Genomic DNA, 26,092 nt, shown 5'->3' on the forward strand with positions numbered 1-26,092 from the left:
TCCTTCAGAGGGTGATACCGGTCAACGAACGAATGGTCTGCCGGTAGCGTTCGACGACCTGCTGCTCGTCGAATTCCGCCGCGACCTTCTTCCGGCCGCGCGCGCCCATCGCGTCGCGGCCGGTCGTTCCGAGTTCGATCATGCGGAGCAGTTGCTCCGCGAGGCTTGCGCTGTCGCGCACGCGGCACAGGAAGCCCGTTTCGCCGTCGGCGACGACGTCGCGGCAGCCCGGCACGTCGGTCGCGACGATCGGGCGGCCCATCGCCGAGGCTTCCATCAGCGTGCGCGGCACGCCTTCGCGGTACGACGGCAGCACGACGCAGTCGGCCGCCGCGATGTGCGGGCGCACGTCGTGCGCCTCGCCGAGATAGTCGATGATGCCTTCGCCGACCCACGCGTCGACGTCCGCGCGGCCGATCGCGCTCGGGTTGTCGACGCCGAGCGGCCCGAGCAGCTGGAAACGTGCGGTGGGGAAGCGGCCGCGCACGATGCGCGCGGCTTCCACGTATTCGCGCACGCCCTTGTCCCACAGCAGCCGGCCGATCAGGATGAAGACGGGCGCGTCGCCGGCAGGCAGCGGCACGGGCGCGAACTGTTCGAGATCGACGCCTTCGCCGTGCAGCAGCCGTGCGCGGTCGGGATGCGCGAGCAACTGCTCGTCGGTGAAGGTCGCGAGATCGTCGCGGTTCAGGAACCACACTTCACGCGGGAAGCGGAACGCGAACCGGTACAGCCGTTTCGCGACACTCGCCGCACGGCTCTTCTGGATGAAGACGTAGCCGAGCCCCGTCGTCACCGCGATCGACGGCACGCGCGCGAGCCACGCGGCGACCGACCCGTAGATGTTCGGCTTGATCGTGTAATGGAACACGAGATCGGGCCGCAGCGCGCGGTAGTGGCGCACCAGCGCCGCGAGCGTGCCGAGATCCTCGCGCGGGCTCGTGCCTTTCGACGCGACCGCGAGCGCCACGTAGCGGCAGCCCATCTGCTCGAGCAACGGCACGGTGCGGTCGTGCGGCGCGATCACGATGACCTCGGCGCCGCGCGCGACGAGCGCACGGATCAGCCCGTGGCGATACGTATGGATCGCCCAGGCCGTGTTGCAGACGAGCGCGATGCGCAGCGGGGAAGTGGCGGACATGAAAAAAAGAAAAAATAAACCGTCGAAATTGCCGAAAGGGCCGGATGCGCGTCAAGCGGACGGCCGCGCGGCGAACAGCGTCTGCTTGATCCGCTGCAACGTACGGTACGGCGTCACGAAATGCAGCAGGTTCTTGGCGAGGCCGGCCCAGTCGTACGGGTTCAGCGCATTGAAGTGGCTCAGCAGCAGCGTGAGCGTCGACACCAGCTGGCGCCGGCGCTTGGTCGCACTGATCCCGCCCTCGTTCAGTTCGTAATACAGGCCGAGTTCCGGCAGGTTCGCGCAATCGTAGCGTTGCATTAACCGTAAAAAAAGATCGAGATCCTCGGCTGCGCGGTATTTCGCGCGATAGTTGCCCACTTCGCGCACGGCGTCGATACGCAGCATCACCGAAGGATGCACGAGCGGCGAGCGCAGGAAGCGCGTGCGGCGCAGCGTGCGCGGATCGGCGGGCGGCGTCAGCATGAAACGCGGTTCGCCGGCGCGCGACACGACCTGCGTCCACATGCCGACGCAGGCCACGCGCGGGTTGGCGCCGAGATACGCGCGCTCTTTCGCGAGGCGCCGGGGCGCGGCCAAGTCGCCCGCGTCGATGCGGGCCGCATAGCGGAAGCCGCGCGCCGCGAGCGCGTCGATGCCGGCCGCGAGCGCGCGCTCGATGCCGCCGTTCTGCGGCATGCGCAGTACCTCGATCGCGAGGCCGGGCAGGTCCGGCGCGACGATCGGCGGCGTGCTGCCGTCGTCGACGATCAGCACGTGCACGGGCGCATCCTCGCGAAACGACGCGAGGGTCCGGACGACGTCGTCGTGCCCGTTGTAGGCCGGCATCAGCACGGCCACGTCGTCGAGCGGGGGCGGGCAGTCAGGGGACGTCATGTTCGCAGCTTGAAACGGATGTAATAAAAGTTGACGGCGGCCGCGGCCAGGTAGCCGGCGGCCAGCCCGACGAGCGCGCCGTACAGGCCGAGCCGCGGGATCGCGAACAGGTTGACGAGCACGGCGATCGCCAGCGCGAGCAGCCATTTCGACAGCAACACGAATTTTGCTTGATATTTGAGAACGATAAGATTGCCTATCGCCTCGATGCCGGCCGGCACGGACAGCCAGACGGCCCAGCGGAAGATGTCGACCGACGCCTCGTAGCCGCGGCCGAACACCTTGCCGACGATCAGCGGGGCGGCGGCGTCGAGCACGAGCGCGCCGGCCGTCATCAGGCCGGCCGTCATCGCGATCAGCCGGACGATGTTGCGGCGCAGCCGCGCGACGTCCTGCACGCGGTAGACGAAGGCGGGCGCGATGGTTTGCGCGAGCATCAGCGCGAGCGTGATCCAGTTCTCGTTGAGCTGCTGCGCGGCCGAATAGCGGCCGAGATCGGCGAACGACACGTGACGCTCGAGCATCAGGCGGTCGAGCTTCAGGAACAGGTACATGCAGATGAGCCCGAGCCAGAACACGGTGCCGGCCGTTGCAAAGTGCCTGAACAGCGGTCTGTCGAACGTCCAGCCGAGCGCGCCGCCGTTACGATGGCGGTAGTACAGCAGCAGCGCGAAGCCGATCGCGGCGGCCTCGAGCGCCCATAGCCACGCGAAGCGGGCGGGGCCGGCGGCCGCGCGCACCAGCAGCCACACGAGCAGCGCCTTGGCGAGTGCCGTGACCATGCTGGTGACGAGCTGCGGCTTGCTGTAGGTCATGCTCTGCAGCCACGCGTTGATCACGCCGACGAACGGCTCGCGGAACACCATCGTGACGGCGAGGCCCGCGAGCATCGCGCCGACCAGCGGATCGAACGCGCCCGCGGCGATCGCGATCCAGGTCGCGACGAGCGCGGCGGCCGACACGGCGATGCGCAGCGCGAACGCGCTGCCGAGCACCGCGCCGAGTTGGGCGGGCGGGCGCTGGACGATGGTCGGGACGAGGATTTCCGCGCCGCACACCCAGGTGAGCGGCGCCAGTACCAGGAGGAGCGTATTCGCATACTGCCATTTGCCGAACACATCTGGCCCGAAATAACGGGCCAGCAGGCCGCTGATCGCGATCGCGACGCCGATCTGCGTGAGCCGTTCGAGCCCCAGCCAGACGAGGTTCGCGACGGCTTTCGCGACGTCCGGGTTGCCGAAGCGCTTCAGCATGCGGCGCAGCGGCGCGCGCACGGGGCGGCCGTCGGGACGCCCGAGGGCTGCGGATTGGCGGCGGCGGAGCGGCTAGGCATTAAAATGGGCGATATGCGCGTCATCAAAACCCGCGATTATAAGTGGGATCGCGACCGCTCCAGCCGTTCCGTTCCTTGTTTTGCGGGGCCGCATGTATCATGCGCGGCACCGGCGAGAGGCGGCCAGCCAAGCCAGACAATTTTCCATGCACGCAACTGAGAGAGAAGAGAATCGATGATCTCCCAATCCATCTTCAAGGCATATGACATCCGTGGCGTGGTCGGCAAGACACTCGACGTCGACACGGCGCGCGGGATCGGCCGGGCATTCGGCAGCGAAGTGCGTGCACAGGGCGGCGACGCGGTCGTCGTCGCGCGCGACGGCCGCCTGTCCGGGCCGGAACTCGTCGGCGCACTCGCCGATGGCCTGCGTGCGGCCGGTGTCGACGTCGTCGACGTCGGCATGGTGCCCACGCCCGTCGGCTATTTCGCGGCGAACGTGCCGCTGGCGCTGAAGGGCGGCGAGCGCCGCGTCGATTCGTGCATCGTCGTCACGGGCAGCCACAACCCGCCCGACTACAACGGCTTCAAGATGGTGCTGCGCGGCGCCGCGATCTACGGCGAGCAGATCCAGGCGCTGTACCGCCGCATCGTCGACGAGCGCTTCGAGACGGGCAGCGGCACGTATGAGGAAATCGACGTCGCCGATCAGTACATCGCGCGCATCGTCGGCGACGTGAAGCTCGCGCGGCCGCTGAAGCTGGTCGTCGACGCCGGCAACGGCGTCGCGGGCCCGCTCGCGACGCGCCTGTTCAAGGCGCTCGGTTGCGAACTCGTCGAACGCTTCACCGACATCGACGGCACGTTCCCGAATCACCATCCCGATCCCGCGCACCCGGAAAACCTGCAGGACGTGATCCAGGCGCTGAAGGACACCGATGCCGAGCTCGGCTTCGCGTTCGACGGCGACGGCGACCGCCTGGGCGTCGTCACGAAGGACGGCCAGATCATCTATCCGGACCGCCAGCTGATGCTGTTCGCGGAAGAAGTGCTGTCGCGCAATCCGGGCGCGCAGATCATCTACGACGTGAAGTGCACGCGCCACCTCGCGCAATGGATCAAGTCGAAGGGCGGCGAGCCGCTGATGTGGAAGACGGGCCACTCGCTCGTGAAGGCGAAGCTGCGCGAGACGGGCGCCCCGCTCGCCGGCGAAATGAGCGGCCACGTGTTCTTCAAGGATCGCTGGTACGGTTTCGACGACGGTCTCTACACGGGCGCGCGCCTGCTCGAGATCCTCGCGAAGACGGCCGACCCGAGCGCGCTGCTCAATGCACTGCCGGACGCGATGAGCACGCCGGAACTGCAGCTCTGGCTCGACGAAGGCGAGAACTTCCGCCTGATCGACAAGCTGCAGAAAGAGGCGAAGTTCGACGGCGCCGAGGAAGTCGTGACGATCGACGGCCTGCGCGTCGAATACCCGGACGGCTTCGGCCTCGCGCGTTCGTCGAACACGACGCCGGTCGTCGTGATGCGCTTCGAAGCCGAGACGCAGGAAGGGCTCAAGCGCATCCAGGAAGACTTCCGCCGGGTGCTGACGGCCGCGAAGCCGGACGTCAAGCTGCCGTTCTGAACGTCGGCGGCCTGCGGGCCGCCCGCCGTGCGACGGCCGGTTCACCGGCCGCGCCCATCCCGAAAAGCGGCGCACGCCACGGGCGTGCGGCCGCTTTTTGCCTGTCTGGCCCGCCGGGCGAGATAAAATCCCCCCTTTATGCCTGTCGCCGGCTGCCAGCCGGCGTTTTTTCAGCGTGCAAAAGATCCTGATCGTGCGCGTGTCGTCGCTGGGCGACGTCGTGCACAACATGCCGGTGATCGCCGATATCCGGCGCCGCCACCCCGATGCGCAGATCGACTGGCTCGTCGAGGAAAGCTTCGTCGATCTCGTGCGGCTCGTCGACGGCGTGCGCAACGTGCTGCCGTTCTCGCTGCGCCGCTGGCGCAAGAAGCCGTTCTCGGGCGCCACGTGGCGCGAGATCCGCGCATTTCGCAAGCGCCTCGCGGCCGAGCAGTACGATCTCGTGATCGACTGCCAGGGCCTCATCAAGACGGCCTGGGTCGCGAGCTGGGCGCGCGGGCCGCTCGTCGGGCTCGGCAACCGCACCGACGGCGCCGGCTACGAATGGCCGGTGCGTTTCTTCTACCGCAAGCGCGTGCCGATCGCGCCGCGTACGCACGTGGTCGAGCGGTCGCGGCAACTGGTCGCGGCCGCGCTGGACGACCCGGCGCCGACACCGGCCGATCCGGTCGACTTCGGCCTCGACACGCGCGCGGCGGCGCTCGCGGTGGCCGCGCTCGGCCTGAACCTGCCGGTGCCGTACGTGGTGTTCGTCCATGCGACGTCGCGCGCCGACAAGCAGTGGCCGGACGCAGCGTGGATCGAGCTCGGCCAGGCGCTCGTGCGGCGCGGCGCGTCGCTCGTGCTGCCGTGGGGCAACGACGCGGAGCGCGCGACCAGCGAGCGGCTCGCGAAGGAATTCGGCGATGCGGCGATCGTGCCGCCGAAGCTGTCGCTGCCGGCCGTGGTCGGCCTGATCGACGGCGCGGCCGCGACCGTCGGGGTTGATACAGGTCTGGTTCACATCGCGGCCGCGCTGAAGCGTCCGACGGTCGAACTGTACAATTTCGCGACGGCCTGGCGGACCGGCGGCTACTGGTCGCCGAACGTCGTCAATCTCGGCACGGCGGGGCAGCCCCCGTCGATCGCGCAGGTGAAGTCGGCGCTCGCGGGCTTCGGTCTCCTGTAACGCTGTCACACACGCGAACCGATCATGAGCGAATCCCAGATCATCGAAGTCCCGTCCGCCGACTGGAGCGGACACAACCTGTCGGCGCCGCGCGAGCAGTTGCTGGCCGCCGTCGAGGAAGGCAAGGTGCTGTATTTCCCGCACCTGCGCTTCGCGATCGAAGGCGGCGAGGAAGCGCTGCTCGATCCGGCGCTCGCCGATCCGAAACGCAAGAACATCAGCCTCGCGCCGAACGGTGGCGCGCTCGCCGGCGTGCTCGGCGACAGCGTCACGCAGTCGGCCGTGCGCGCGCTCGTCGCGCGCTTCCAGCAGCAGGCCGGCACGCTCGTCGACGGCCTCTTTCCCGAATACCGCGGCAAGCTGCGCGTCGCGCCGACGAGCCTGCGGCTGATGCAGGTCGAGACGCGCCAGACGTCGTGGCGCAAGGACGACAGCCGGCTGCACGTCGACGCGTTCCCGTCGCGGCCGAACTACGGCGAACGCATCCTGCGCGTGTTCACGAACGTTAACCCGGCCGGCGTGCCGCGCGTATGGCGCGTCGGCGAGCCGTTCGAGGACGTCGCGAAGCGCTTCCTGCCGACGATCAGGCCGCAACTGCCGGGCGCCGCGTGGCTGCTGAACCTGCTGCACGTGACGAAGTCGCCGCGCAGCGCGTACGACCACCTGATGCTGAACCTGCACGACAGCATGAAGGCCGATCTCGACTACCAGAAGACTTGTCCACAGCAAACGATGCCGTTTCCGCCGGGCAGCGTGTGGATATGTTTCTCGGATCAGACTTCGCACGCTGTGATGTCCGGCCAGTTCATGCTCGAGCAGACGTTCTTCCTGCCGGTCGACGCGATGGTCCGCCGCGAATGCGCGCCGCTCGGCATTCTCGAACGCCTGAAGGGCAGGGCGCTGGTTTGAGCGCGCACCTGCTTCGACGTAACACGAGGGCCGCCGCATGCTGAGGGTGATCTATCGCGCGCTGTGGTGGCTCGTCGCGCCGGCCGCGGTCATCCGGCTCTACGTGCGCTCGCGCAAGGAGCGCGGCTATCGCGAGCACATCGGCGAACGCTTCGGCCACGTGGCCGGCCGCTCGCGCGACGACCGCACGCCGCTGATCTGGGTGCATGCGGTGTCGGTCGGCGAGACGCGCGCCGCGCAGCCGCTGATCGACGCGCTGACGCACGCGCGCCCCGATGTGCGCATCCTGCTCACGCACATGACGCCGAGCGGCCGCGCGACCGGTGAACAGATCTTCGGCGATCGTGTGCTCCGCTGCTACCTGCCGTACGACATGCCGGGCGCGGTGCGGCGTTTCCTGCACGCATGGCGGCCGACGCTCGGCCTCGTGATGGAAACCGAGGTGTGGCCGACGCTGATCGACGAGTGCCGTCGCGCGGACGTGCCGCTCGTGCTGACCAATGCGCGGATGTCCGCGCGTTCGTTCCGGCGCGCGGCGAAGTTCGGCGCGGCGACGCGCGACGTGTTCGGCGGCTTCTCGCGCGTGCTCGCGCAGAGCCCGGCCGATGCGGAGCGGCTGACGTCGCTCGGCGCGCGCAACGTGACCGTGCTCGGCAACCTGAAGTTCGACATGACGACGCCGCCGGAACTCGCGGCGCGCGGCCATGCGTGGCGCGAGGCGATCGGCACGCGGCCCGTGTGGGTGGCCGCCAGCACGCGCGAGAACGAAGAAGCGCTGGTGCTGCAGGCGTTCGCGGAAATGCGCACGCCCGGCGCGCTGCTGGTGCTCGTGCCGCGTCATCCGCAGCGTTTCGCCGAAGTCGAGGCGCTCGTCGCGCGCGGCGGGCTCAAGTCCGTGCGCCGCTCGGTGTGGGCTGCCGATGCGGCCGCGCTCGCTGCTGGCCGGCCGGCTGCCGAACGGCTGCCGGACGACGTGACGGTGCTGCTCGGCGATTCGATGGGCGAGCTCGGTGCGTACTACGCGGCCGCCGACATCGCGTTCATCGGCGGCAGCCTGCTGCCGCTCGGCGGCCAGAACCTGATCGAAGCGTGCGCGGTCGGCGTGCCGGTGCTGATCGGCCCGCACGTGTTCAACTTCACGCAGGCGACCGCCGACGCGGTCGCGGCCGGTGCGGCGATGCAGGTCGCGGATCCGCTCGATCTCGCGCACGTGCTCGACGCGCTGTTCGCCGACAAGGCGCGGCGTATCGCGATGGGAGCGGCCGGCGCGGCCTTCGCATCGCGTCACCGCGGTGCGACCGCGCGCACGGTCGACGTGCTCGCGGCGCTGCTGCCGCCCGCCGAACGCGGCGAACGTACGTTGCAGGACGCGCAGGATACTGCTTCCGGCGACGAATAGACGACGGGCGGCGCAAGGCCGCCCGCGAATGCATGGCGGCGACGCGAGCCGCCGCGATGGTGCTCAGACCGTCAGCAATCCCTTCTTCTCGATGAACGCGATCACGTCCGCGACGCCTTCGAGCGCCTTCAGGTTCGTCATCACGTAAGGCCGTTCGCCGCGCATCTTCCGCGTGTCGGACGCCATCACGTCGAGATTCGCGCCGACCAGCGGCGCGAGGTCGGTCTTGTTGATCACGAGCAGGTCGGACTTCGTGATGCCGGGGCCGCCCTTGCGCGGAATCTTCTCGCCGCCCGCGACGTCGATTACGTAGATCGTCAGGTCCGACAGCTCGGGGCTGAAGGTTGCCGCGAGATTGTCGCCGCCCGATTCGATGAACACGATGTCGGCGTCCGGAAAGCGCGACAGCATCCGGTCGACGGCCTCGAGGTTGATCGATGCGTCTTCCCGGATCGCCGTGTGCGGGCAGCCGCCCGTCTCGACGCCCATGATGCGTTCCTCGGGCAGCGCGCCGGCCACCGTCAGCAGCCGCTGGTCTTCCTTCGTATAGATGTCGTTGGTGATCGCGACCAGGTCGTACCGGTCGCGCATCGCCTTGCACAGCATTTCGAGCAGCGTGGTCTTGCCGGAGCCGACGGGGCCGCCGATGCCGACGCGCAGCGGCGGCAGTTTCTTCGTGCGGCGGGCGGAGGAGGGGGCAGGTGCGTTCATGGTCTGGCGATGAGGTTCAGGAGCGGAACAGCCGCGAGTACTGGGTTTCGTGCCGCGCGGACAGGATGCCGAGCTGCGGCGCGAACGTGTTGATGGCGTCGGGCGGCGTCGCGAGCGCACGGCGCACGGCCGCGTCGATCGCGCCGCGCAGCGCGACGATGATGCGTTGCCCGGCGAGCTGGCCGAGCGGCACGGCCTTCAGCGCGGCGGACGTCTGGTTCTCGACCCAGCCGAATGCGTACGCGGCAAGCGTCGCGTCGGCGCCGGCGTCGTGCATCGCGGCCGCGTAGGCGAACGCGGTCGGCAGCGCGACCGGCGAGATCGACGCGAGCGTCGCGCGGCGCGCGGCATCGCCCCATTCGAGCGACGCGCACAGTTGCGCGAGCGACCAGCCCATCTGTTCGGTTTCGCGGCGCAGTTCCGCCGATTCGCGGCTCGCGATGAACCATGCGTTTTCGGCGGCAAGCGCGTGCGTGTCGTGTGCGTGCCAGCGTGCGAGCTGGTGCGCGAGGAACGGCAACTCGCCGTGCGCGAGCACGTCGGTCAGGCCGCTGGCGATCCAGTCGCGCGCGGAATCGGCGTCGCGGATGAGGTTCGCGTCGAGCGCGGCTTCAAGGCCCTGCGAATAGCTGTACGCACCGATCGGCAGCGCCGGAGACGCAAGGTGCAGCAGCGCGACGAGTTCAGTGGTGGTCATGACCGTGGTGGCCGTGCGTGCAGCCGGGACCATGCTGATGATCGTGATCGTGATCGTGATCGTGATCGTGCGAATGCGAATGCGAATGCGAGTGGCCGTGGTGTTCGCCGAACACCTGTTGCGCGAGTGCGTAATCTTCGGCGAACGTCGCATCGTGCCCGGGCTTGTGGCCGCCGCCGTACGCGCCGGCCTCCGGCTGGAATGGCACGCGCGCTTCCTCGACCTGTGTGCCGAGCCGGCGCAGCATGTCGGCGAGCACCGGATCGGCTTCGAGCTTCAGGTAGCCGTCGCCGATCTCGACCGGCGTGTGACGGTTGCCGAGATGGTATGCGGCGCGCATCAGCGTGAGCGGATCGGCGGCCCGCACCAGCAGCACGGTCTCGGGAGCAGCTGCGATGCGCACGAGCGCGCCGTCGTCGGCGACGAGCACGTCGCCGTCGCGCAGCACCGTGCCGCGCGGCAGCAGGACCGCGACGTCCTCGCCGGTGTCGAGCGTCGCCGCGAGGCGGCTCTTGCAGCGGGCGTCATAGGCTAGCGTGAGCGTCGGCGCGCGTGCGACGAGCGACGCGGCGAGTTTCACGTTCGGGGCAATGCGTTTGTCGAGGGTGCGCATGAAACTGGGGATTCCGAATCAGAACAGGAAATAGCGCTGCGCCATCGGCAGCACCGTCGCCGGTTCGCAGGTGAGCAACTGGCCGTCGGCGATCACGTCGTAGGTTTCGGGATCGACGCTGATCGACGGGCGCCACGCGTTGTGGATCATGTCTGCCTTCGTCACGTTGCGGCAGTTACGTACGGGCACGATCCGCTTCGCGAGGCCGTAGCGTTCCGCGATGCCCGCATCGGCGGCCATCTGCGACACGAAGGTCAGCGACGTGCGGGCGAGTGCCCCGCCGCGCGTCGCGAACATCTCGCGATAGTGGACCGGCTGCGGCGTCGGGATCGACGCATTCGGGTCGCCCATCTGCGCCATCGCGATCATTCCGCCCTTCAGGATCATCGACGGCTTGATCCCGAAGAATGCCGGTTCCCACAGCACGAGGTCTGCCCACTTGCCGGGTTCGATCGAGCCGACTTCGTGCGCGATGCCGTGCGTGATCGCCGGGTTGATCGTGTACTTCGCGACGTAGCGCTTCGCCCGGAAGTTGTCGTTGCGCGTGCCGTCTTCCGGCAGCGCGCCGCGCTGCACCTTCATCTTGTGCGCGGTCTGCCAGGTGCGGATGATCACTTCGCCGACGCGGCCCATCGCCTGCGAATCGGACGACAGCATCGACAGCGCGCCGAGATCGTGCAGGATGTCCTCGGCCGCGATCGTCTCGCGGCGGATCCGCGATTCGGCGAACGCGAGATCCTCGGCGATCGACGGATCGAGGTGATGGCACACCATCAGCATGTCGAGATGCTCGTCGAGCGTGTTGATCGTGTACGGACGCGTCGGATTGGTCGACGACGGCAGCACGTTCGACTCGCCGCATACCTTCAGGATGTCGGGCGCATGGCCGCCGCCCGCGCCTTCGGTGTGGTACGTGTGGATCGTGCGGCCCTTGAACGCGGCGACCGTCGATTCGACGAAGCCGCCTTCGTTCAGCGTATCGGTGTGGATCGCGACCTGCGTGTCGGTGTCGTCGGCGACCGACAGGCAGTTGTCGATCGCGGCGGGCGTCGTGCCCCAGTCCTCGTGCAGCTTCAGCCCGATCGCGCCGGCCGCGATCTGCTCGACGAGCGGTTCCGGCAGGCTCGCGTTGCCCTTGCCGAGGAAGCCGAGGTTGATCGGCCAGCCGTCGGCGGCCTGCAGCATCCGCTCCATGTGCCACGGGCCCGGCGTGCAGGTCGTCGCGTTGGTGCCGGTGGCCGGCCCCGTGCCGCCGCCGAGCATCGTCGTGACGCCCGACGCGAGCGCCTCGTCGATCTGCTGCGGGCTGATGAAGTGGATGTGCGTGTCGATGCCGCCGGCCGTCACGATCAGCCCTTCGCCGGCGATCACTTCGGTGGCCGCGCCGATCGCGATCGTCACGCCCGGTTGAATGTCGGGGTTGCCGGCCTTGCCGATCGCCGCGATGCGGCCGTGCTTGAGCGCGATGTCGGCCTTCACGATGCCCCAGTGATCGAGGATCACCGCGTTCGTGATGACCGTGTCGGGTACGTCGGCCGCCACGCGCTGCGACTGGCCCATCCCGTCGCGGATCACCTTCCCGCCGCCGAATTTCACTTCTTCGCCGTAGGTCGTGAAGTCGCGTTCGATCTCGATCAGCAGTTCGGTATCGGCGAGCCGGACGCGGTCGCCCGTCGTCGGCCCGAACATTTCCGCGTACGCGCGGCGGCTCAAGCGTAGTGTCATGTCGTGCTGTTCCTGAAGAGCGGGGCGCGGCTTACAGCGGCCCCATCACCTTGCCCTGAAAACCGTAGACGGCGCGCTCGCCCGCGAGCGCGACGAGCTCGACGGTGCGCGTCTGGCCCGGCTCGAAGCGCACGGCCGTGCCGGCCGCGATGTTGAGCCGGAAGCCGCGCGCGGCCGCGCGGTCGAACGACAGTGCATCGTTGACTTCGAAGAAGTGGTAGTGCGAGCCGACCTGCACCGGGCGGTCGCCGGTGTTCGCGACGACGAGCGTCAGCGTCGCGCGGCCCGCATTCAGTTCGTGTTCGCCGTCGTCGGTGAGGATTTCGCCGGGGATCATGCAGGCCTCACGGAATCGGGTGGTGGACGGTCACGAGCTTCGTGCCGTCGGGGAAGGTCGCTTCGACCTGGATGTCGGGAATCATCTCCGGCACGCCGTCCATCACGTCGTCGCGCGTGAGCAGCGTCGTGCCGTAGTGCATCACTTCGGCGACCGTCTTGCCGTCGCGCGCGGCTTCCATCAGCGCGGCGGTGATGAAGGCGACCGCCTCCGGATAGTTGAGCTTCAGGCCGCGCGCGCGACGGCGCTCGGCCAGCAGCGCTGCCGTGAAGATCAGCAGCTTGTCCTTCTCGCGGGGAGTCAGTTTCATGAAGGGAGGCGTTCAGGAAAACGTAATTTTTATCGGTGCGCATGCAATGAGGCGGGCGCGCGAGTCATCGTAGCACCGCGCTGTTTTGCGTGCGTCGTGTATCGCTTATGAAAGGAGCAAGGCGCGTGCCATGTGCATGGAACATGGGGCGATGCGCGTTCGTGGTGCGTCGTGCATGACTGGCGTGCAGCGACCGATGCGGCCGTGCGCCGAAACGGTGCGCGGCGGAACGCTCAGGTTTGCCAGAGGCGCAGCGGCCGTGCGTCGACGCCGTGCACGATCGGCCGCAACTGCAGCCAGCAGTCGGTGAAGTGGCGTTGCAGCGCTTCCATCGAAGTCGACAGTGCGCGCACGAGCACGACGCCCGGCGTCACGCAGGTCGCGCCCGCGCGCAGCGTGCCGTCGAACGGCATCCGGGCGGCGAGCGATTCGGCCAGCGCGGCGTCGCACGCGGCGCCGACGGCCCACAGCGTGCCGTACGCGGGAAAGCCGGCGAGGCCCTGCAGCGCGCCGCGCAGCGGATCGTGTGCGTCGAGCAGCGCGCGTTCGGTCCAAAGCGGCCGGCCGTCGGCATCGACGAGTGCCGAGGTCGACGCGATGCGTCCTGCCGACCAGGTTTCGCCGGCGGCCTGCCGGCCGAGCTGCGTCGCGTCCCAGCCGATCGCGCTCGCGCCCGTGCCGATCGTCACCGTGAAATCGAGCGACGCATGCGATGCGTCGAAGAACAGGTTGTTCTGCGGCAGCCAGTCGAGTTTCGCGCCACGGCCGACGGTGATGCCGATGCGCTGCGTCGCATCGAGGCCGTTCGACTTGTACCACTTGGTCGCGCCGGGCGTCGTCAGCACCGCGTGCGTGCCGTCGCCGAGCGCGATGTCGATGTCGAGCCGGTCGCCGCCCGCGACGCCGCCCGGCGGATGGACGATCACCGCGTGGCAGATCGCGTCGCCTTCCGGATACAGCGGCCGCTGCACGCGCAGCGGGCCGTCGTGCAGCCGGTGCGCGAGCGTCGTGCGCGCGCCGTGCCGCTCGAAGCCGAGTTCGAGGCGGCCGCGCCACGACTTGGCGACGGCGGGGCGGGACAGCGGGGCGTGCGAATCGGGGGCGGACATCGGCGGTGAACGGGAAACGAGGGATGCGGGTGCGAAGAACGTGGATGCTACCGGAACAATAATGCAGATGCCGCATTCGTTGAAAGCGCCGCGTGCAGCAGCCTCGCGGGCCGGCCGCCCGTGTTCGTCGCCGTGCCTGTCGCCGTACCTGCCGCCGTGCCACGCATCACACCGCGATCAGTTCGCGTACGCCGTTCGTCTCCATGTCGCACGCGTCGCCGCCCGCGACGATCTCGCCGCGGCTCATCACCCAGTAGCGGTCCGCGATCGATTGCGCGAAGTCGTAATACTGCTCGACGAGCAGCACGGTCATCCTCGATTCGTCGACGAGCTGGCGCAGCGTGCGGCCGATGTCCTGGATGATCGACGGCTGGATGCCTTCGGTCGGCTCGTCGAGGATCAGCAACTGCGGCTCGCTCATCAGCGCGCGGCCGATCGCGAGCTGCTGCTGCTGGCCGCCCGACAGGTCGCCGCCGCGCCGCGCGCGCATGTCCTTCAGCACGGGAAACAGGTCGTAGATGCGGTCCGGCACTTTAGACGGCGCCTTGCGGCTCGCCGCGCCGACGAGCAGGTTTTCCTCGACGGTCAGCCGCGGGAAGATGTCGCGGCCCTGCGGCACGTACGCGAGCCCGGCCGCGACGCGCGCATACGGCGGCAGTGCGCCGAGCGCCGTGCCGCGCCACGACACGCTGCCGCTCTTCGCGGCGACGACGCCCATCAGGCAGCGCAGCAACGTGCTCTTGCCGACGCCGTTGCGGCCGAGCAGCACGGTGAGCTTGCCGTCGTCGGCGGCGAGGTTCACGTTGCGCAGGATATGGCTGCCGCCGTAGTACTGGTTCAGTGCTTCGATCTTCAGCATCGCATCATCGTCCGAGATAAGACTCGATCACCGCGTCGTCGCGCTTGACCTGGTCGAGCGTGCCCTGCGCGAGCACCGCGCCTTCGGCCATCACCGTCACGCGGCCCGTGTCGCCCGCGAGCGCCGCGACGAATTCCATGTCGTGCTCGACGACCATCATCGAGCAGGTGCCGCGCAGCGTGTTCAGCAGCTCGGCGAGCTCCATCGTCTCGTGGTCGGTCATGCCGGCCGCCGGCTCGTCGAGCAGCAGCAGCGCCGGGCGCTGCATCAGCAGCATGCCGATTTCGAGCCGCTGCTTCTGCCCGTGCGACAGCTCGCCGGCCGCACGGTATGCGTGGCTTTCGAGGCCGATCAGCGCGAGCGTCTCCTCGATCTTCGCCTGCGCCGAGCGGTCGAGCCGCGCACGCAGCGACGCGAGCCAGCCCTTGTCGGTCTGCATCGCGAGCTCGAGGTTTTCCCACACCGGATGCTGCTCGAACACGGTCGGCTTCTGGAACTTGCGGCCGATGCCCGCGCGCGCGATTTCGGGTTCGTTCATCCGCGCGAGGTCGATGGTCTGGCCGAGAAACACCTTGCCCGCATCGGGCCGCGTCTTGCCGGTGATGACATCCATCATCGTCGTCTTGCCCGCGCCGTTCGGGCCGATCACGCAGCGCAGCTCGCCCGCGTCGATCGCGAGCGACAGCTTCTTCAGCGCGCGAAAGCCGTCGAAGCTCACCTCGATATCCTCGAGATAGAGGATCGTGCCGTGCGACGTATCGATGCCGGCCGGCACGACGCGCCCCATCGATGCGGTGCCGCTGACGGCGAGCAGCTCGTCCTCGGGCGGCGGCGTGAACTGGTACAGGGCCGTTCCGTTCATGCGCGTTTCCCCTTTGCGATCAGGGTTTCGACGAGGCCCATGATCCCGCGCGGCAGCAAGAGCGGCACGAGCACGAAGATCAGGCCGAGGAAGAACAGCCAGTATTCGGCGAAGTACGCGGTGAAGAAACTCTTCGCGCCGTTCACCGCGAATGCGCCGACGATCGGCCCGATCAGCGTGCCGCGTCCGCCTACCGCGACCCAGATCGCCATTTCGATCGAGTTGCCGGGCGACATCTCGCCGGGATTGATGATGCCGACCTGCGGCACGTACAGCGCGCCGGCGATGCCGCACAGTACGGCCGACACGGTCCACACGAACAGCTTGTACGCGAGCGGGCTGTAGCCGAGGAACATCAGCCGCGTCTCGCCGTCGCGCACGGCGGTGACGACGCGCCCGAGCTTGCTCGTGACGATCGCGCGCGCGGCGATGAACGACAGCACGAGCGTCGCGAACGTCAGCAGCAACAGCACCGTGCGCGTACCGGGCGACGTGATCGCGAAGCCCGCGATGCGCTTGAAGTCGGTGAAGCCGTTGTTGCCGCCGAAGCCCGTCTCGTTGCGATAGAACAGCAGCATCGCGGCGAACGTCATGGCCTGCGTGATGATCGACAGGTACACGCCCTTCACGCGCGAGCGGAACGTGAAGAAGCCGAACACCCACGCGAGCACGGCCGGCACGAGCACGACGAGCGCGAGCGCCCACGCGAGATGCTGCGTGCCGCTCCAGTACCACGGCAACTGGTGCCAGTCGAGAAACACCATGAAGTCGGGCAGGTCGCTGCCGTACTTGCCGTCGCGACCTATCTCGCGCATCAGGTACATGCCGATCGCATAGCCGCCGAGCGCGAAGAACAGCCCGTGGCCGAGGCTCAGGATCCCGCAGTAGCCCCACACGAGATCGAGCGCGAGCGCGGCGATCGCGTAGCACATCAGCTTGCCGGCGAGCGTCATCGCATACGCGGACAGATGGAACGCGCTCGCTTCGGGCGCGACGAGCGCGGCGAGCGGCACGCCGATGCCGATCGCGATGCACAGCGCGACGAGCGCGAGCCATGCGCGGCGCGACAGCAGCGCCGGGCGCGGCGGCAGGCCGAGCGCGAAGCCGTCGGCTGCACGTGCGGCGACGGCGGGCTTCGGTGCATCGGCGACCGGGTTCGACACCGAATCGGTGAATGAAGTCACGTCAAGCCTCCGCGCTGCGGCCCTTCGGGGCGAACATGCCCTGCGGGCGTTTCTGGATGAACAGCACGATCATCACGAGCACCGCGATCTTCGCAAGCACGGCGCCCCAGAACGGTTCGATTGCCTTGCTCGCGAGGCCGAGCCCGAAGCCGCCGAGCACGGTGCCGGCGATCTGCCCGACGCCGCCGAGCACGACCGCCATGAACGAATCGATGATGTAGTTCTGGCCGAGGTCGGGGCCCACGTTACCGATCTGCGACAGCGCGCAGCCGCCGAGGCCCGCGATGCCCGCGCCGAACGCGAACGCATACGCGTCGACGCGGGCGGTCTTCACGCCGACGCACGCGGCCATCCGGCGGTTCTGCGTGACGGCACGCACGAACAGGCCGAGCCGCGTCCTGGTCAGCACGGCCCACGCGACGAACACCACCGCGAGCGCGAACGCGAGGATCGCGAGGCGGTTGTACGGCAGGATCAGGTTCTGCATCACCGTCACGCCGCCGCTCATCCATGACGGGTTCACGACCTGCACGTTCTGCGCGCCGAACAGCATGCGCGTCGCCTGGATCAGGATCAGGCTCACGCCGAACGTCGCGAGCAGCGTTTCGAGCGGGCGGCCGTACAGGTGCCGCAGCACGAGCCGTTCGAGCACGATGCCGACGAGCGCGGCCGCCGCGAACGACACCGGCACGGCGACGAGCGGATACCAGTCGAATGCGCCGGGCGCGTAGCGCTGGATCAGCGTCTGCACCACATAGGTTGCGTACGCACCGATCATCAGGAATTCGCCGTGCGCCATGTTGATCACGCCGATCAACCCGTACGTGATCGCGAGGCCGAGCGCGGCGAGCAGCAGCACGCTGCCGAGCGACAGGCCCGCGAACAAGGTGCCGACGATTTCGCCGCGGCGCTGCAGCGTATGCAACGCGTCCAGTCCTTGCTGCGCGGCGTCGCGCACGCGCGCGTCGGGTTCCGCGTAGCTGCCGTCGGCGTTCTTCGCGACGAGCGGACGCAGTTGTTCGATCATGTCGAGATCGCTGCGCGCGGCCACCACCTGCACGGCTTCGAGGCGCTTCGCCGGATCGGCGTCGTGCAGCGCGGCGATCGCCCACAGGGCGTCGAGGCGGCGCTTCAGCGCGGGATCGGTTTCCTTTGCGCGAGCGCGATCGATCATCGGCTTGAGCGCCGGATCGGGCGACTTCAGCAGCGCATCGATCGCGTCGCGTCGCGCGGCGACGTCGGGCGATGCCAGCGCGAGACCCGACAGCGCGCCCGCGATCTTCGTGCGCAGCAGGTTGTTCAGCATCACGGGCTGCGCATCGCCGGCCGGCGTCGCGGCCTGCGTGAGCGCGTCGTGCGCGGTGTCGCCGGTCTGGATCAGCAGGCGGCCGTCGCTCGTCGCGAGCGCGTCGCCGCTCGACAGCGCGTTGAGCACCGCGACGGCGCGCGGATCGGCATCGGCGGCGAGGCGCTCGATCGCGGCGGTCTTCGCGTCGAAGTCGTCGCCGGCGAGCGCGGCGGTATCGGCCGCCGTCAGCGCGAACGCGGCGTGCGGCAGCATGCCCGCGAGGGCGGCGCACGCGGCGATCGCGCGGACGGCTCGGCGAAAGCGTGTAGGCATCGGGAAATCCTGTCGGCGTGGGGAGACGGATTCATGCACCGATGGGCGGGCTCGCGCATCGGTGCAGGCGTGCGAGCGGGGCATCGCGCCGGTGCGCGCGCCCCTGCATCGCGTCAGGCCAGCGCCGTGCGCTGCCGGCGCAGGAATGCCGGGATCGACGTGACGATGTCCGGCTTGCCCTGGTTGCCGGCAATGAACGGGCTCCACGGCTGCGCGCGCACGGCGGTCTTCGTCTTCCACACGACGTTGAACTGCCCGTCGCCGCGGATCTCGCCGATCATCACCGGCTTGTGCAGGTGGTGGTTGCCGTCCATCGAGAGCGTGAAGCCCGACGGTGCGGCAACCGTCTGGCCGATCATCGCGACGCGCACCTTGTCGACATCGGTGCTCTTCGCCTTCTCGACGGCTTGCTTCCACATGTGGATGCCGACGTAGGTCGCTTCCATCGGGTCGTTGGTCACGCGCTTCGCGCCGCCCGGCAGGTTGTTCGCCTTCACCCACGAAGCGAACTGGTCCTTGAACTTCGTGTTGGTCGGGTTCTTCACCGACATGAAGTAGTTCCACGCGGCCAGGTGGCCGACGAGCGGCTTCGTGTCGATCCCGCGCAGCTCTTCCTCGCCGACCGAGAACGCGACGACCGGCACGTCGGTCGCCTTGATCCCCTGGTTGCCGAGTTCCTTGTAGAACGGCACGTTCGAATCGCCGTTGATCGTCGAGATCACGGTCGTCTTGCCGCCCTGCGAGAATGTCTTGATGTTCGCGACGATGGTCTGGTAATCGCTGTGGCCGAACGGCGTGTAGACCTCCTGAATATCGGCGTCCTTCACGCCCTTCGATTTCAGGAACGCGCGCAGGATCTTGTTGGTCGTGCGCGGGTACACGTAGTCGGTGCCGAGCAGGAAGAAGCGCTTCGCGCTGCCGCCTTCCGCGCCCATCAGGTACTCGACGGCCGGGATCGCCTGCTGGTTCGGCGCGGCGCCCGTGTAGAACACGTTGCGCGACATTTCCTCGCCTTCATACTGCACCGGGTAGTAGAGCAGCCCGTTGAGCTCCTCGAACACCGGTAGCACGGACTTGCGCGACACCGACGTCCAGCAGCCGAACACGCACGCAACCTTGTCCTGCGTGAGCAACTGGCGGGCCTTCTCGGCGAACAGCGGCCAGTTCGACGCGGGATCCACCACCACGGGCTCGAGCTTGCGGCCCATCACGCCGCCGCTCTTGTTGATGTCGGCGATCGTCATCAGCGCGGTGTCCTTCAGCGACGTCTCCGAGATCGCCATCGTGCCCGACAGCGAGTGCAGGATGCCGACCTTGATCGGGCCGGTGCCCGCATCGGCCGCATGCGCGAACGGGCTCTTGCCCGCCAGTGCGAGCGCGCCGGCCATCGAACCGAACTTCAACAGACTGCGACGTTTCATCGGGATCCCCTTGTCGTGTTGGATGTGCGTGCGCCGTGGCGGCGCCTGCCATCGTGTAACGCAAGGCATGTGCCAGTCGCGCGAATGCACGCCGGGCGTGCCGGTGCGGGGCGTTCCCGGGCGTCGGGGTGGTGCGGATGATGCGTCGTGCAGCACGCACGGTCCGTTGCGGTGCAGGCGCGCGGGCGTAAATGGTGCACGGTCGGCGCGCGGCGCCGTTGTGCGTCACCGGCGGCGTGCGGAAGGAACCGAAGCGGGGCGGAAAAGAGAAACGGGCACGCGATGCGTGCCCGTTCGGCGGGTCAGTGCGGCCGGCGGCAGTGTGCCGGACGGCGCGGCGGCGCGCGATGCGCCGCCGGACAGGTCAGTAGCGCGGCACGGACGGATCGACGTCGCGCGACCACGCGTCGATTCCGCCTTGCAGGTTGTACAGCTTCGTGAAGCCGCGCGATTCGAGGAACATCGCGACCTGCGCGCTGCGCATCCCGTGGTGGCACACGCAGACGATTTCCGTTTCGTCGTCGAGCTCTTCGCTGCGCGCGGGAATCTGCTGCATCGGAATCGATACGCTGCCGGCGATCTGCGCGGTTGCGATTTCCCACGGCTCGCGCACGTCGAGTACGACCGGCGCGGGGCGCGCCGCATCGCCGAGCCATTCCGCGAGCATCGCGGGCGTCAGGATCTGCATGGAGGCTCCGCGGCTCAGAACTTGAAGCGCGACGGCTCGATCGCGTTGACGAGGTGGTCGATGTACGTCTCGAACACGTCGGCGACGCGGTACTGCTTGTCGTCGATGCGCGTGATGATCTGCGCCTTCATCACCGGACGGCCGCCGACGAATGCCGACAGGCGGCCGCCAACCTTCAGTTGCTCGAGCATTTCCTGCGGCACGACGGGCAGGCCGCCGGCGACGCAGATCACGTCGTACGGCGCCTTGGCCGCCCAGCCGCGCGAACCGTCGCCGAGCACGACTTCCGCGTTGGTCACGCCGTCGTTGCGCAGGTTGTCTTCCGCGAACTTCGCGATCGCCGGATCGATCTCGACGGCCGTCACGTGCTGGGCGCGATGCGCGAACAGTGCGGCCAGGTAGCCCGAACCCGCGCCGATCACGAGCACGTTCTCGTGCTTCTTGACCGTCAGCTCCTGCAGCACGCGCGCTTCGACGCGCGGGAACAGCATCTTGCTGGCGCCGCCGGGCAGCGGCAGTTCGAGGTCGGCGAACGCGAGATCGCGGTATTCGGCCTGAACGTAGTTTTCACGCTTGACGATCGACAGCAGGCCCAGGACGTCCAGATCCAGCACGTCCCACGGACGGATCTGCTGTTCGATCATGTTGAAACGCGCGTTTTCGATATTCATGGTGTGGTCACGCAGCCTGGTCGGCCATCAGCGGGGATAGAGAAACTTCGTGATTGTACCAAACGGGGCGGCCGCGAAGCCTTCAGGCGGCCTGCAACAGACCTTTACCCCTTGCTCTTCTTGATCTGCGCCTCGAATGCGAGGTCGAGCTTGCTCGCCTTGCGCGGCTTTTTGGGGCCGAATTCGTCGACGAACTTGACGAATTCGTCGAGCGGCAGCGGCTCGCAGCGCTTTTCGGCGGTGCCGCCGGAACGGTCGACGAGATAGAACAGGCCGCCCGCCATCGCGACGGCCGCGAATTGCGGGTTGCCGGAGCGGGTCTTCAGGCGTTCGACCGCGTGGGTCGCTTTGGTGGTGCGCATCGTGCGGGTTCTGGCGGAGCGTAAGCCCCACACTGTATCAAACCGGCCGCCGGCGTGCGGCCGGCGCCGGCGTCAGACGGTGCGCGAGTAGCGTTGCTGCGGCGTTTGGCCCAGGTACGCGTCGAACGCCATCGCGACGTTGCGCACGACCATCCGGCCGGCCGGATGGATCGTCAGGCGGTCGCGCGCGATCGTCAGCAGCCCGTCGCGCTCGAGCGGGCGCAGCGCGTCGAGCTCGCGTGCGAAATGATCGGCGAAACGGATGCCGTGCGCGGCCTCGACGTGCGAGAACGGCAGGTCGAGATTGCACATCAGTTGCGTGATCACGTCGCGGCGCAGCCGGTCGTCGGGCGTAAGCCGCACGCCGCGCGCAATCGGGAGCCGGCCCGCGTCGAGCGCAGCGCCGTACGCGGGCAGGTCCTTCGCGTTCTGCGCGTAGACGTCGCCGACCTTGCCGATCGACGACACGCCGAAGCCGACGAGATCGGTATCCGCGCGCGTGCTGTAGCCCTGGAAATTGCGCTGCAGCGTGCCGTTGCGCTGCGCGCGCACGAGTTCGTCGGACGGCCGCGCGAAGTGGTCCATCCCGATGTACACATAGCCGGCCGACGTCAGCATGTCGATCGCGAGGCCCAGCAACGCGATGCGCGTTTCGGGCGGCGGCAGCGTCGCGTCGTCGATCTGCCTCTGCATCTTGAACAGGTGCGGCATGTGCGCGTAGCCGAACACCGACAGGCGATCGGGCGCGAGCTCGATGATCGTCTCGAGCGTGCGCGCGAACACGGCGACGGTCTGGTGCGGCAGCCCGTAGATCAGGTCGACGCTCACCGAATGAAAGCCTGTCGCGCGCGCGGCGCCGAGCAGGTCGGCCGTCATCGCGAGCGGCTGGATGCGGTTGATCGCCTGCTGCACGACCGGATCGAAATCCTGCACGCCTAGGCTCAGCCGGTTGAAGCCGATCGTGCGCAGGTGCACGAGCGTCGCGGGCGTGACCGTGCGCGGGTCGATCTCGATCGAGAACTCGGCGTCGGCGTCCGGGGCGAGCGCGAAGTGCTCGCGGGTGGCCGCCATCAGCTCGGCCGTCTCGTCGTCGGACAGGAAGGTCGGCGTGCCGCCGCCCCAGTGCAGCTGCGTGACGGGGCGCGACGGATCGAACAGCGCCGCCTGCAGCGCCATCTCGCGCTTGAGCTGGTCGAGGTACGGGCGGGCGCGGCGGCGGTTGTTGGTCGCGATCTTGTTGCAGCCGCAGTAGAAGCACGCGGTGTTGCAGAACGGGATGTGGAAGTACAGCGACAGCTCGCTCGACGACGCGCCGGGGTCGCTGGCCGCGCGCACGTAGTCGGCCGGATCGAAATCGTCGCGAAACTGCAGCGCGGTGGGGTATGACGTATAGCGCGGCCCGTTCGCGCCGTATTTCGCGAGCAAATCGGGACGGAACAGTGTGTCGGCAGAACCAGAATACATGATGGTCTCGCGCTTTTTAGATGCTTTCGAGTATATAAACGCGCGATTCGGCTGCATTGTGTAATAACGTCGCAGCCGGCGATGGCACAATGCGGGGTGGGGCTGCCGGAAGCCGCGTCCGGTTGCCGCACCGTTTTTGTTGTTTGCCGAGAGAGCCGAGTGTCCGTCGAATTGCCTGTCCGCCCGGTGCCCGCCGAGGTCCCGCCGTCGCATGCGTGCCGCGAGGGCTGCGGCGCGTGCTGCATCGCGCCGTCGATTTCCAGCCCGATTCCGGGCATGCCCGGCGGCAAGCCGGCCGGCGTGCGCTGCGTGCAGCTCGGCGACGACCTGCGCTGCATGATCTTCGGCCGGCCCGAGCGCCCCGCATGCTGTTCCGGGCTGCAGCCGTCCGCCGACATGTGCGGCGCGTCGCGCGACGACGCACTTGCATGGCTCACGCGCCTCGAGGCCGCGACGCAGCCGTCGCCTACAGGAGAGAGTTCAGCATGACTGCATCCCGCGCGCCCGGCCGGCGCCGTTTCCTTGCCGCATCCATCGGCGCCGTCGGCGTGTGCGTCTCGCTCGCTGCGTGCGCGTCGACGTTCCCGTTCATCCCCGACCACTACACGTTCTCGCGCGGCGACGTGCAGAAGGCCGTCGGGCGCAAGTTCCCTTACCAGAAGACGGTCGCGCAGGTCGTGGACGTGTCGCTCGCGAACCCGGCCGTCAACCTGCTGCCCGACCAGAACCGCGTCGCCGTGCAGCTCGACGCGCATTTCGAGAGCCCCTTCCTGCGCGCGCCCGTCAGCGGCAAGTTCACCGTGTCGGGCCAGCTCGCGTACGACGCGCCGAGCCGCTCGGTCGTGCTGAGGGCGCCTGCCGTCGACAGCCTCGTGCTCGACGGCGACGCGCAGATGTACGCACAGCAGGTCGGCGCGGCCGCCGGCCTGCTCGCGACGCAGTTGTTGACCAATTATCCGATCTACACGTTCAAGCCCGAGCAGCTGCAATTTGCCGGGGTGAACTACGAACCCGGTACAATTACGATTCTTACAAACGGCATACGCGTGGCGATCGTCGAAAAGTGACGACGGACCGCGCGTGGCCGGGCGGGCCGCGCGTGGAAGAGTGGCCCTTTCTTTCGACCATTTCGGAGTTGGGCCACGGATGGACTGGATCCTGATCTGCAAGGCATTGATCCTCGGCGTCGTCGAGGGGCTGACGGAATTCCTGCCGGTGTCGAGCACCGGTCACCTGATCGTCGCGGGCAGCTTCCTGAATTTCAACGATTCGCACGCGAAGACCTTCGACGTCGTGATCCAGTTCGGCGCGATCCTCGCGGTCTGCTGGGAATACCGGCAACGGATCGCGTCCATCGTGTCGGGGCTGCCGAGCCGGCCCGACGCGCAGCGCTTCACGCTGAACGTCGTGATCGCGACGATTCCCGCGATCGCGCTCGGCCTCCTGTTCGAGAAGAAGATCAAGGCCGTGCTGTTCTCGCCGGTGCCCGTCGCGCTCGCGCTCGTCGTGGGCGGTGCGATCATCCTGTGGGCCGAGGCGCGGCAGCGCGAACGCAGCGAGCCGCCGCGGGTGGTGTCGGTCGATGCGCTGACGCCGCTCGACGCGTTGAAGGTCGGCATCGCGCAGTGCTTCGCGCTGGTGCCGGGCATGTCGCGTTCGGGCTCGACGATCATCGGCGGGATGCTGTTCGGTCTCGACCGGCGCGTGGCCACCGAATTCTCGTTCTTTCTCGCGATTCCGATCATCTTCGGCGCGACGCTCTACGAAACCGTGAAGGACTGGCAGGCGTTCACCGTCGATTCGCTCGGCCTGTTCGCGCTCGGGCTCGTCGCGGCGTTCGTCAGCGCGTTCGTGTGCGTGCGCTGGCTGCTGCGCTACGTCGCGACGCACGATTTCACGGTGTTCGCGTGGTACCGGATCGCGTTCGGGCTGTTCGTGCTGCTGGTCGGTTACAGCGGCTGGCTGAACTGGGCGTGATGCCGACAACGGGCCGCCGCGCCGGCCCATGAAAAAAAGCCCGACCGGCGCGAGAGGCCGGTCGGGCTTTTTTATTCTGCGCGGAGCGGGGTGTTCAGCCTGCGCGCTTGCGGAACACCAGGTCCCACACGCCGTGGCCGAGCCGCAGCCCGCGCCGTTCGAACTTCGTCACCGGACGGTAGTCGGGGCGCGGTGCATAGTCGACGGCCGTGTTCTCGAGCGTCGGCTCCGCGCCGAGCACTTCGAGCATCTGCTCCGCGTAGTTCTGCCAGTCGGTCGCGCAGTGCAGGTACGCGCCGGGCTTCAGGCGCGACGCGAGATGCGCGACGAGCGGCGGCTGGATCAGCCGGCGCTTGTGATGACGCGCCTTGTGCCACGGATCGGGGAAGAAGATGTGCACGCCGTCGAGGCTTTCCGGCGCGATCATGTGCTCGAGCACTTCGACCGCGTCGTGCTGGATGATGCGGATGTTCGGCAGATCCTGCTCGCCGATCAGCTTCAGCAGCGCGCCGACGCCCGGCTCGTGCACCTCGACGCCGAGGAAGTCGTCGCCCGGGCGGTGCGCGGCGATTTCCGCGGTCGACGCGCCCATGCCGAAACCGATCTCGAGAATGCGCGGCGCGCTACGGCCGAAGATCGCGTTCCAGTCGGGCAGCTGCGGCGCATACGGGACGACGAAGCGCGGGCCGAATTCGTCGAGCGCGCGGCGCTGGCCGGTCGACACGCGGCCGGCACGTGTCACGAAACTGCGGATGCGGCGGTGGTGCAGCGGGTTGACGGCGTCGGCGCCTTCGTCGGGAATGGCGTCGTCGTGCGGCGGCAGGCCGGCTTCGTTCGGATCGTCGTGCATCATCGGTGACAGAGAAAGGCTCGGTTGCGGGCGAGGGCCCGTTGCGCAGCGGTGTGTCGAGAACCGACACATGGTACAAAAAAGCCGCCTTCGGCGAGGCGGCTCATGCGCAGGCTGTCATGCAGCCGGAATGTGGAGCGGGCGATGGGAATCGAAGCACCGTCCACGCGCCCCCGCAACACATTGATTTATAAGGAACACGGAGCGGGCGGCACTGCTCCATGTCGGATAC

Annotated in this window: 27 protein-coding genes; 7 read left to right on the top strand and 20 right to left on the bottom strand. The window is 68.2% G+C overall.

Translation table 11 applies throughout. From position 1 onward, the window contains the following. Nucleotides 1-4 precede the first annotated feature (4 nt). Genes U5798_RS10700 through U5798_RS10710 form a run of 3 tightly spaced genes read right to left on the bottom strand, consistent with a single transcriptional unit; the run spans nt 5 to nt 3,270 of the window. The gene (locus U5798_RS10700; protein WP_124449133.1) at nt 5-1,141 is read right to left on the bottom strand and encodes a glycosyltransferase family 4 protein; all 1,137 of its coding nucleotides are present in this window, start codon (nt 1,139-1,141) and stop codon (nt 5-7) included. A gap of 51 nt (nt 1,142-1,192) precedes the next feature. Continuing rightward, nucleotides 1,193-2,017, bottom strand: a complete 825-nt coding sequence (locus tag U5798_RS10705) for a glycosyltransferase (protein WP_124449131.1) — start codon at nt 2,015-2,017, stop codon at nt 1,193-1,195. After that, nucleotides 2,014-3,270: a lipopolysaccharide biosynthesis protein gene (locus U5798_RS10710; RefSeq protein ID WP_322082067.1), complete on the bottom strand. Its 1,257-nt coding sequence runs from the start codon at nt 3,268-3,270 to the stop codon at nt 2,014-2,016. Before U5798_RS10710 ends, U5798_RS10705 begins: the two co-directional genes overlap by 4 nt. Before the next feature lie 255 nt (nt 3,271-3,525). On the opposite strand from U5798_RS10710, the gene U5798_RS10715 reads away from it, so the two are divergent. The 4 genes from U5798_RS10715 to waaA all read left to right on the top strand — a co-directional run bounded on the left by U5798_RS10715 (nt 3,526) and on the right by waaA (nt 8,399). Then, the gene (locus U5798_RS10715) at nt 3,526-4,920 is read left to right on the top strand and encodes a phosphomannomutase/phosphoglucomutase (protein WP_124449127.1); all 1,395 of its coding nucleotides are present in this window, start codon (nt 3,526-3,528) and stop codon (nt 4,918-4,920) included. A gap of 175 nt (nt 4,921-5,095) precedes the next feature. Next, complete coding sequence (waaC, locus tag U5798_RS10720; protein WP_124449125.1) at nt 5,096-6,091, top strand: lipopolysaccharide heptosyltransferase I; 996 nt, start codon at nt 5,096-5,098, stop codon at nt 6,089-6,091. A gap of 24 nt (nt 6,092-6,115) precedes the next feature. Next, entirely contained in the window at nt 6,116-7,000 is an 885-nt protein-coding gene (locus U5798_RS10725; RefSeq protein ID WP_124449123.1) for a Kdo hydroxylase family protein, read from the top strand. Nucleotides 7,001-7,037: 37 nt separating this feature from the next. Beyond that, complete coding sequence (gene waaA / locus U5798_RS10730) at nt 7,038-8,399, top strand: lipid IV(A) 3-deoxy-D-manno-octulosonic acid transferase (RefSeq protein WP_124449121.1); 1,362 nt, start codon at nt 7,038-7,040, stop codon at nt 8,397-8,399. Nucleotides 8,400-8,462: 63 nt separating this feature from the next. Here the strand turns inward: waaA and ureG are convergent, their stop codons facing one another. The 16 genes from ureG to hemN form a co-directional block, all read right to left on the bottom strand. Beyond that, nucleotides 8,463-9,110, bottom strand: a complete 648-nt coding sequence (ureG, locus tag U5798_RS10735) for an urease accessory protein UreG (RefSeq protein WP_124449119.1) — start codon at nt 9,108-9,110, stop codon at nt 8,463-8,465. A 16-nt stretch (nt 9,111-9,126) separates the two neighbouring features. Next, a complete protein-coding gene (locus tag U5798_RS10740; RefSeq protein ID WP_124449117.1) occupies nt 9,127-9,807 on the bottom strand; it encodes an urease accessory protein UreF in 681 nt (226 codons plus the stop codon). After that, nucleotides 9,794-10,420 carry an urease accessory protein UreE gene (gene ureE, locus U5798_RS10745; RefSeq protein WP_322082023.1) on the bottom strand — a complete coding sequence of 209 codons (627 nt, stop codon included), beginning with the start codon at nt 10,418-10,420 and terminating at the stop codon, nt 9,794-9,796. Before ureE ends, U5798_RS10740 begins: the two co-directional genes overlap by 14 nt. Nucleotides 10,421-10,438: 18 nt before the next feature. After that, nucleotides 10,439-12,145, bottom strand: a complete 1,707-nt coding sequence (gene ureC, locus U5798_RS10750) for an urease subunit alpha (RefSeq protein ID WP_124449113.1) — start codon at nt 12,143-12,145, stop codon at nt 10,439-10,441. A 31-nt stretch (nt 12,146-12,176) separates the two neighbouring features. Continuing rightward, the gene (locus tag U5798_RS10755) at nt 12,177-12,482 is read right to left on the bottom strand and encodes an urease subunit beta (protein WP_043181642.1); all 306 of its coding nucleotides are present in this window, start codon (nt 12,480-12,482) and stop codon (nt 12,177-12,179) included. A 7-nt stretch (nt 12,483-12,489) separates the two neighbouring features. After that, nucleotides 12,490-12,792 carry an urease subunit gamma gene (ureA, locus tag U5798_RS10760; RefSeq protein ID WP_006406310.1) on the bottom strand — a complete coding sequence of 101 codons (303 nt, stop codon included), beginning with the start codon at nt 12,790-12,792 and terminating at the stop codon, nt 12,490-12,492. Nucleotides 12,793-13,025: 233 nt separating this feature from the next. After that, the gene (locus U5798_RS10765) at nt 13,026-13,901 is read right to left on the bottom strand and encodes an urease accessory protein UreD (protein WP_322082024.1); all 876 of its coding nucleotides are present in this window, start codon (nt 13,899-13,901) and stop codon (nt 13,026-13,028) included. A 166-nt stretch (nt 13,902-14,067) separates the two neighbouring features. Beyond that, nucleotides 14,068-14,760: an urea ABC transporter ATP-binding subunit UrtE gene (gene urtE / locus U5798_RS10770; RefSeq protein ID WP_322082025.1), complete on the bottom strand. Its 693-nt coding sequence runs from the start codon at nt 14,758-14,760 to the stop codon at nt 14,068-14,070. 4 nt (nt 14,761-14,764) lie between these two features. Then, nucleotides 14,765-15,622 carry an urea ABC transporter ATP-binding protein UrtD gene (gene urtD / locus U5798_RS10775; protein WP_124449107.1) on the bottom strand — a complete coding sequence of 286 codons (858 nt, stop codon included), beginning with the start codon at nt 15,620-15,622 and terminating at the stop codon, nt 14,765-14,767. After that, on the bottom strand, nt 15,619-16,806 hold the full coding sequence (gene urtC / locus U5798_RS10780; RefSeq protein ID WP_124449104.1) for an urea ABC transporter permease subunit UrtC: 1,188 nt from the start codon (nt 16,804-16,806) through the stop codon (nt 15,619-15,621). Before urtC ends, urtD begins: the two co-directional genes overlap by 4 nt. A 1-nt stretch (nt 16,807) precedes the next feature. Next, entirely contained in the window at nt 16,808-18,427 is a 1,620-nt protein-coding gene (gene urtB / locus U5798_RS10785; RefSeq protein WP_322082026.1) for an urea ABC transporter permease subunit UrtB, read from the bottom strand. Between the two features lie 113 nt (nt 18,428-18,540). Further along, a complete protein-coding gene (gene urtA / locus U5798_RS10790) occupies nt 18,541-19,848 on the bottom strand; it encodes an urea ABC transporter substrate-binding protein (RefSeq protein ID WP_322082027.1) in 1,308 nt (435 codons plus the stop codon). A gap of 364 nt (nt 19,849-20,212) precedes the next feature. Further along, a complete protein-coding gene (locus U5798_RS10795; RefSeq protein WP_124449098.1) occupies nt 20,213-20,536 on the bottom strand; it encodes a rhodanese-like domain-containing protein in 324 nt (107 codons plus the stop codon). A 14-nt stretch (nt 20,537-20,550) separates the two neighbouring features. Continuing rightward, entirely contained in the window at nt 20,551-21,207 is a 657-nt protein-coding gene (locus U5798_RS10800; protein WP_124449096.1) for a protein-L-isoaspartate O-methyltransferase family protein, read from the bottom strand. 104 nt (nt 21,208-21,311) lie between these two features. Next, nucleotides 21,312-21,569 carry a hypothetical protein gene (locus U5798_RS10805; protein WP_006488573.1) on the bottom strand — a complete coding sequence of 86 codons (258 nt, stop codon included), beginning with the start codon at nt 21,567-21,569 and terminating at the stop codon, nt 21,312-21,314. 72 nt (nt 21,570-21,641) lie between these two features. Then, entirely contained in the window at nt 21,642-23,033 is a 1,392-nt protein-coding gene (gene hemN / locus U5798_RS10810) for an oxygen-independent coproporphyrinogen III oxidase (protein ID WP_322082028.1), read from the bottom strand. A 159-nt stretch (nt 23,034-23,192) separates the two neighbouring features. Here hemN and U5798_RS10815 point away from each other — a divergent pair, with 159 nt between their 5' ends. From U5798_RS10815 to U5798_RS10825, 3 genes are all read left to right on the top strand, one after another. Beyond that, complete coding sequence (locus tag U5798_RS10815) at nt 23,193-23,522, top strand: YkgJ family cysteine cluster protein (RefSeq protein ID WP_260434825.1); 330 nt, start codon at nt 23,193-23,195, stop codon at nt 23,520-23,522. Beyond that, nucleotides 23,519-24,100: a DUF1439 domain-containing protein gene (locus U5798_RS10820; RefSeq protein WP_124449092.1), complete on the top strand. Its 582-nt coding sequence runs from the start codon at nt 23,519-23,521 to the stop codon at nt 24,098-24,100. Before U5798_RS10815 ends, U5798_RS10820 begins: the two co-directional genes overlap by 4 nt. 79 nt (nt 24,101-24,179) lie before the next feature. Continuing rightward, on the top strand, nt 24,180-25,010 hold the full coding sequence (locus U5798_RS10825; protein ID WP_124449090.1) for an undecaprenyl-diphosphate phosphatase: 831 nt from the start codon (nt 24,180-24,182) through the stop codon (nt 25,008-25,010). Between the two features lie 94 nt (nt 25,011-25,104). Here U5798_RS10825 and trmB read toward each other — a convergent pair whose 3' ends face one another. Next, the gene (gene trmB, locus U5798_RS10830) at nt 25,105-25,863 is read right to left on the bottom strand and encodes a tRNA (guanosine(46)-N7)-methyltransferase TrmB (RefSeq protein WP_322082029.1); all 759 of its coding nucleotides are present in this window, start codon (nt 25,861-25,863) and stop codon (nt 25,105-25,107) included. Nucleotides 25,864-26,092: the final 229 nt, after the last annotated feature.

Source organism: Burkholderia sp. BCC1972, assembly GCF_905339605.1.
Classification (GTDB): Bacteria; Pseudomonadota; Gammaproteobacteria; order Burkholderiales; family Burkholderiaceae; genus Burkholderia.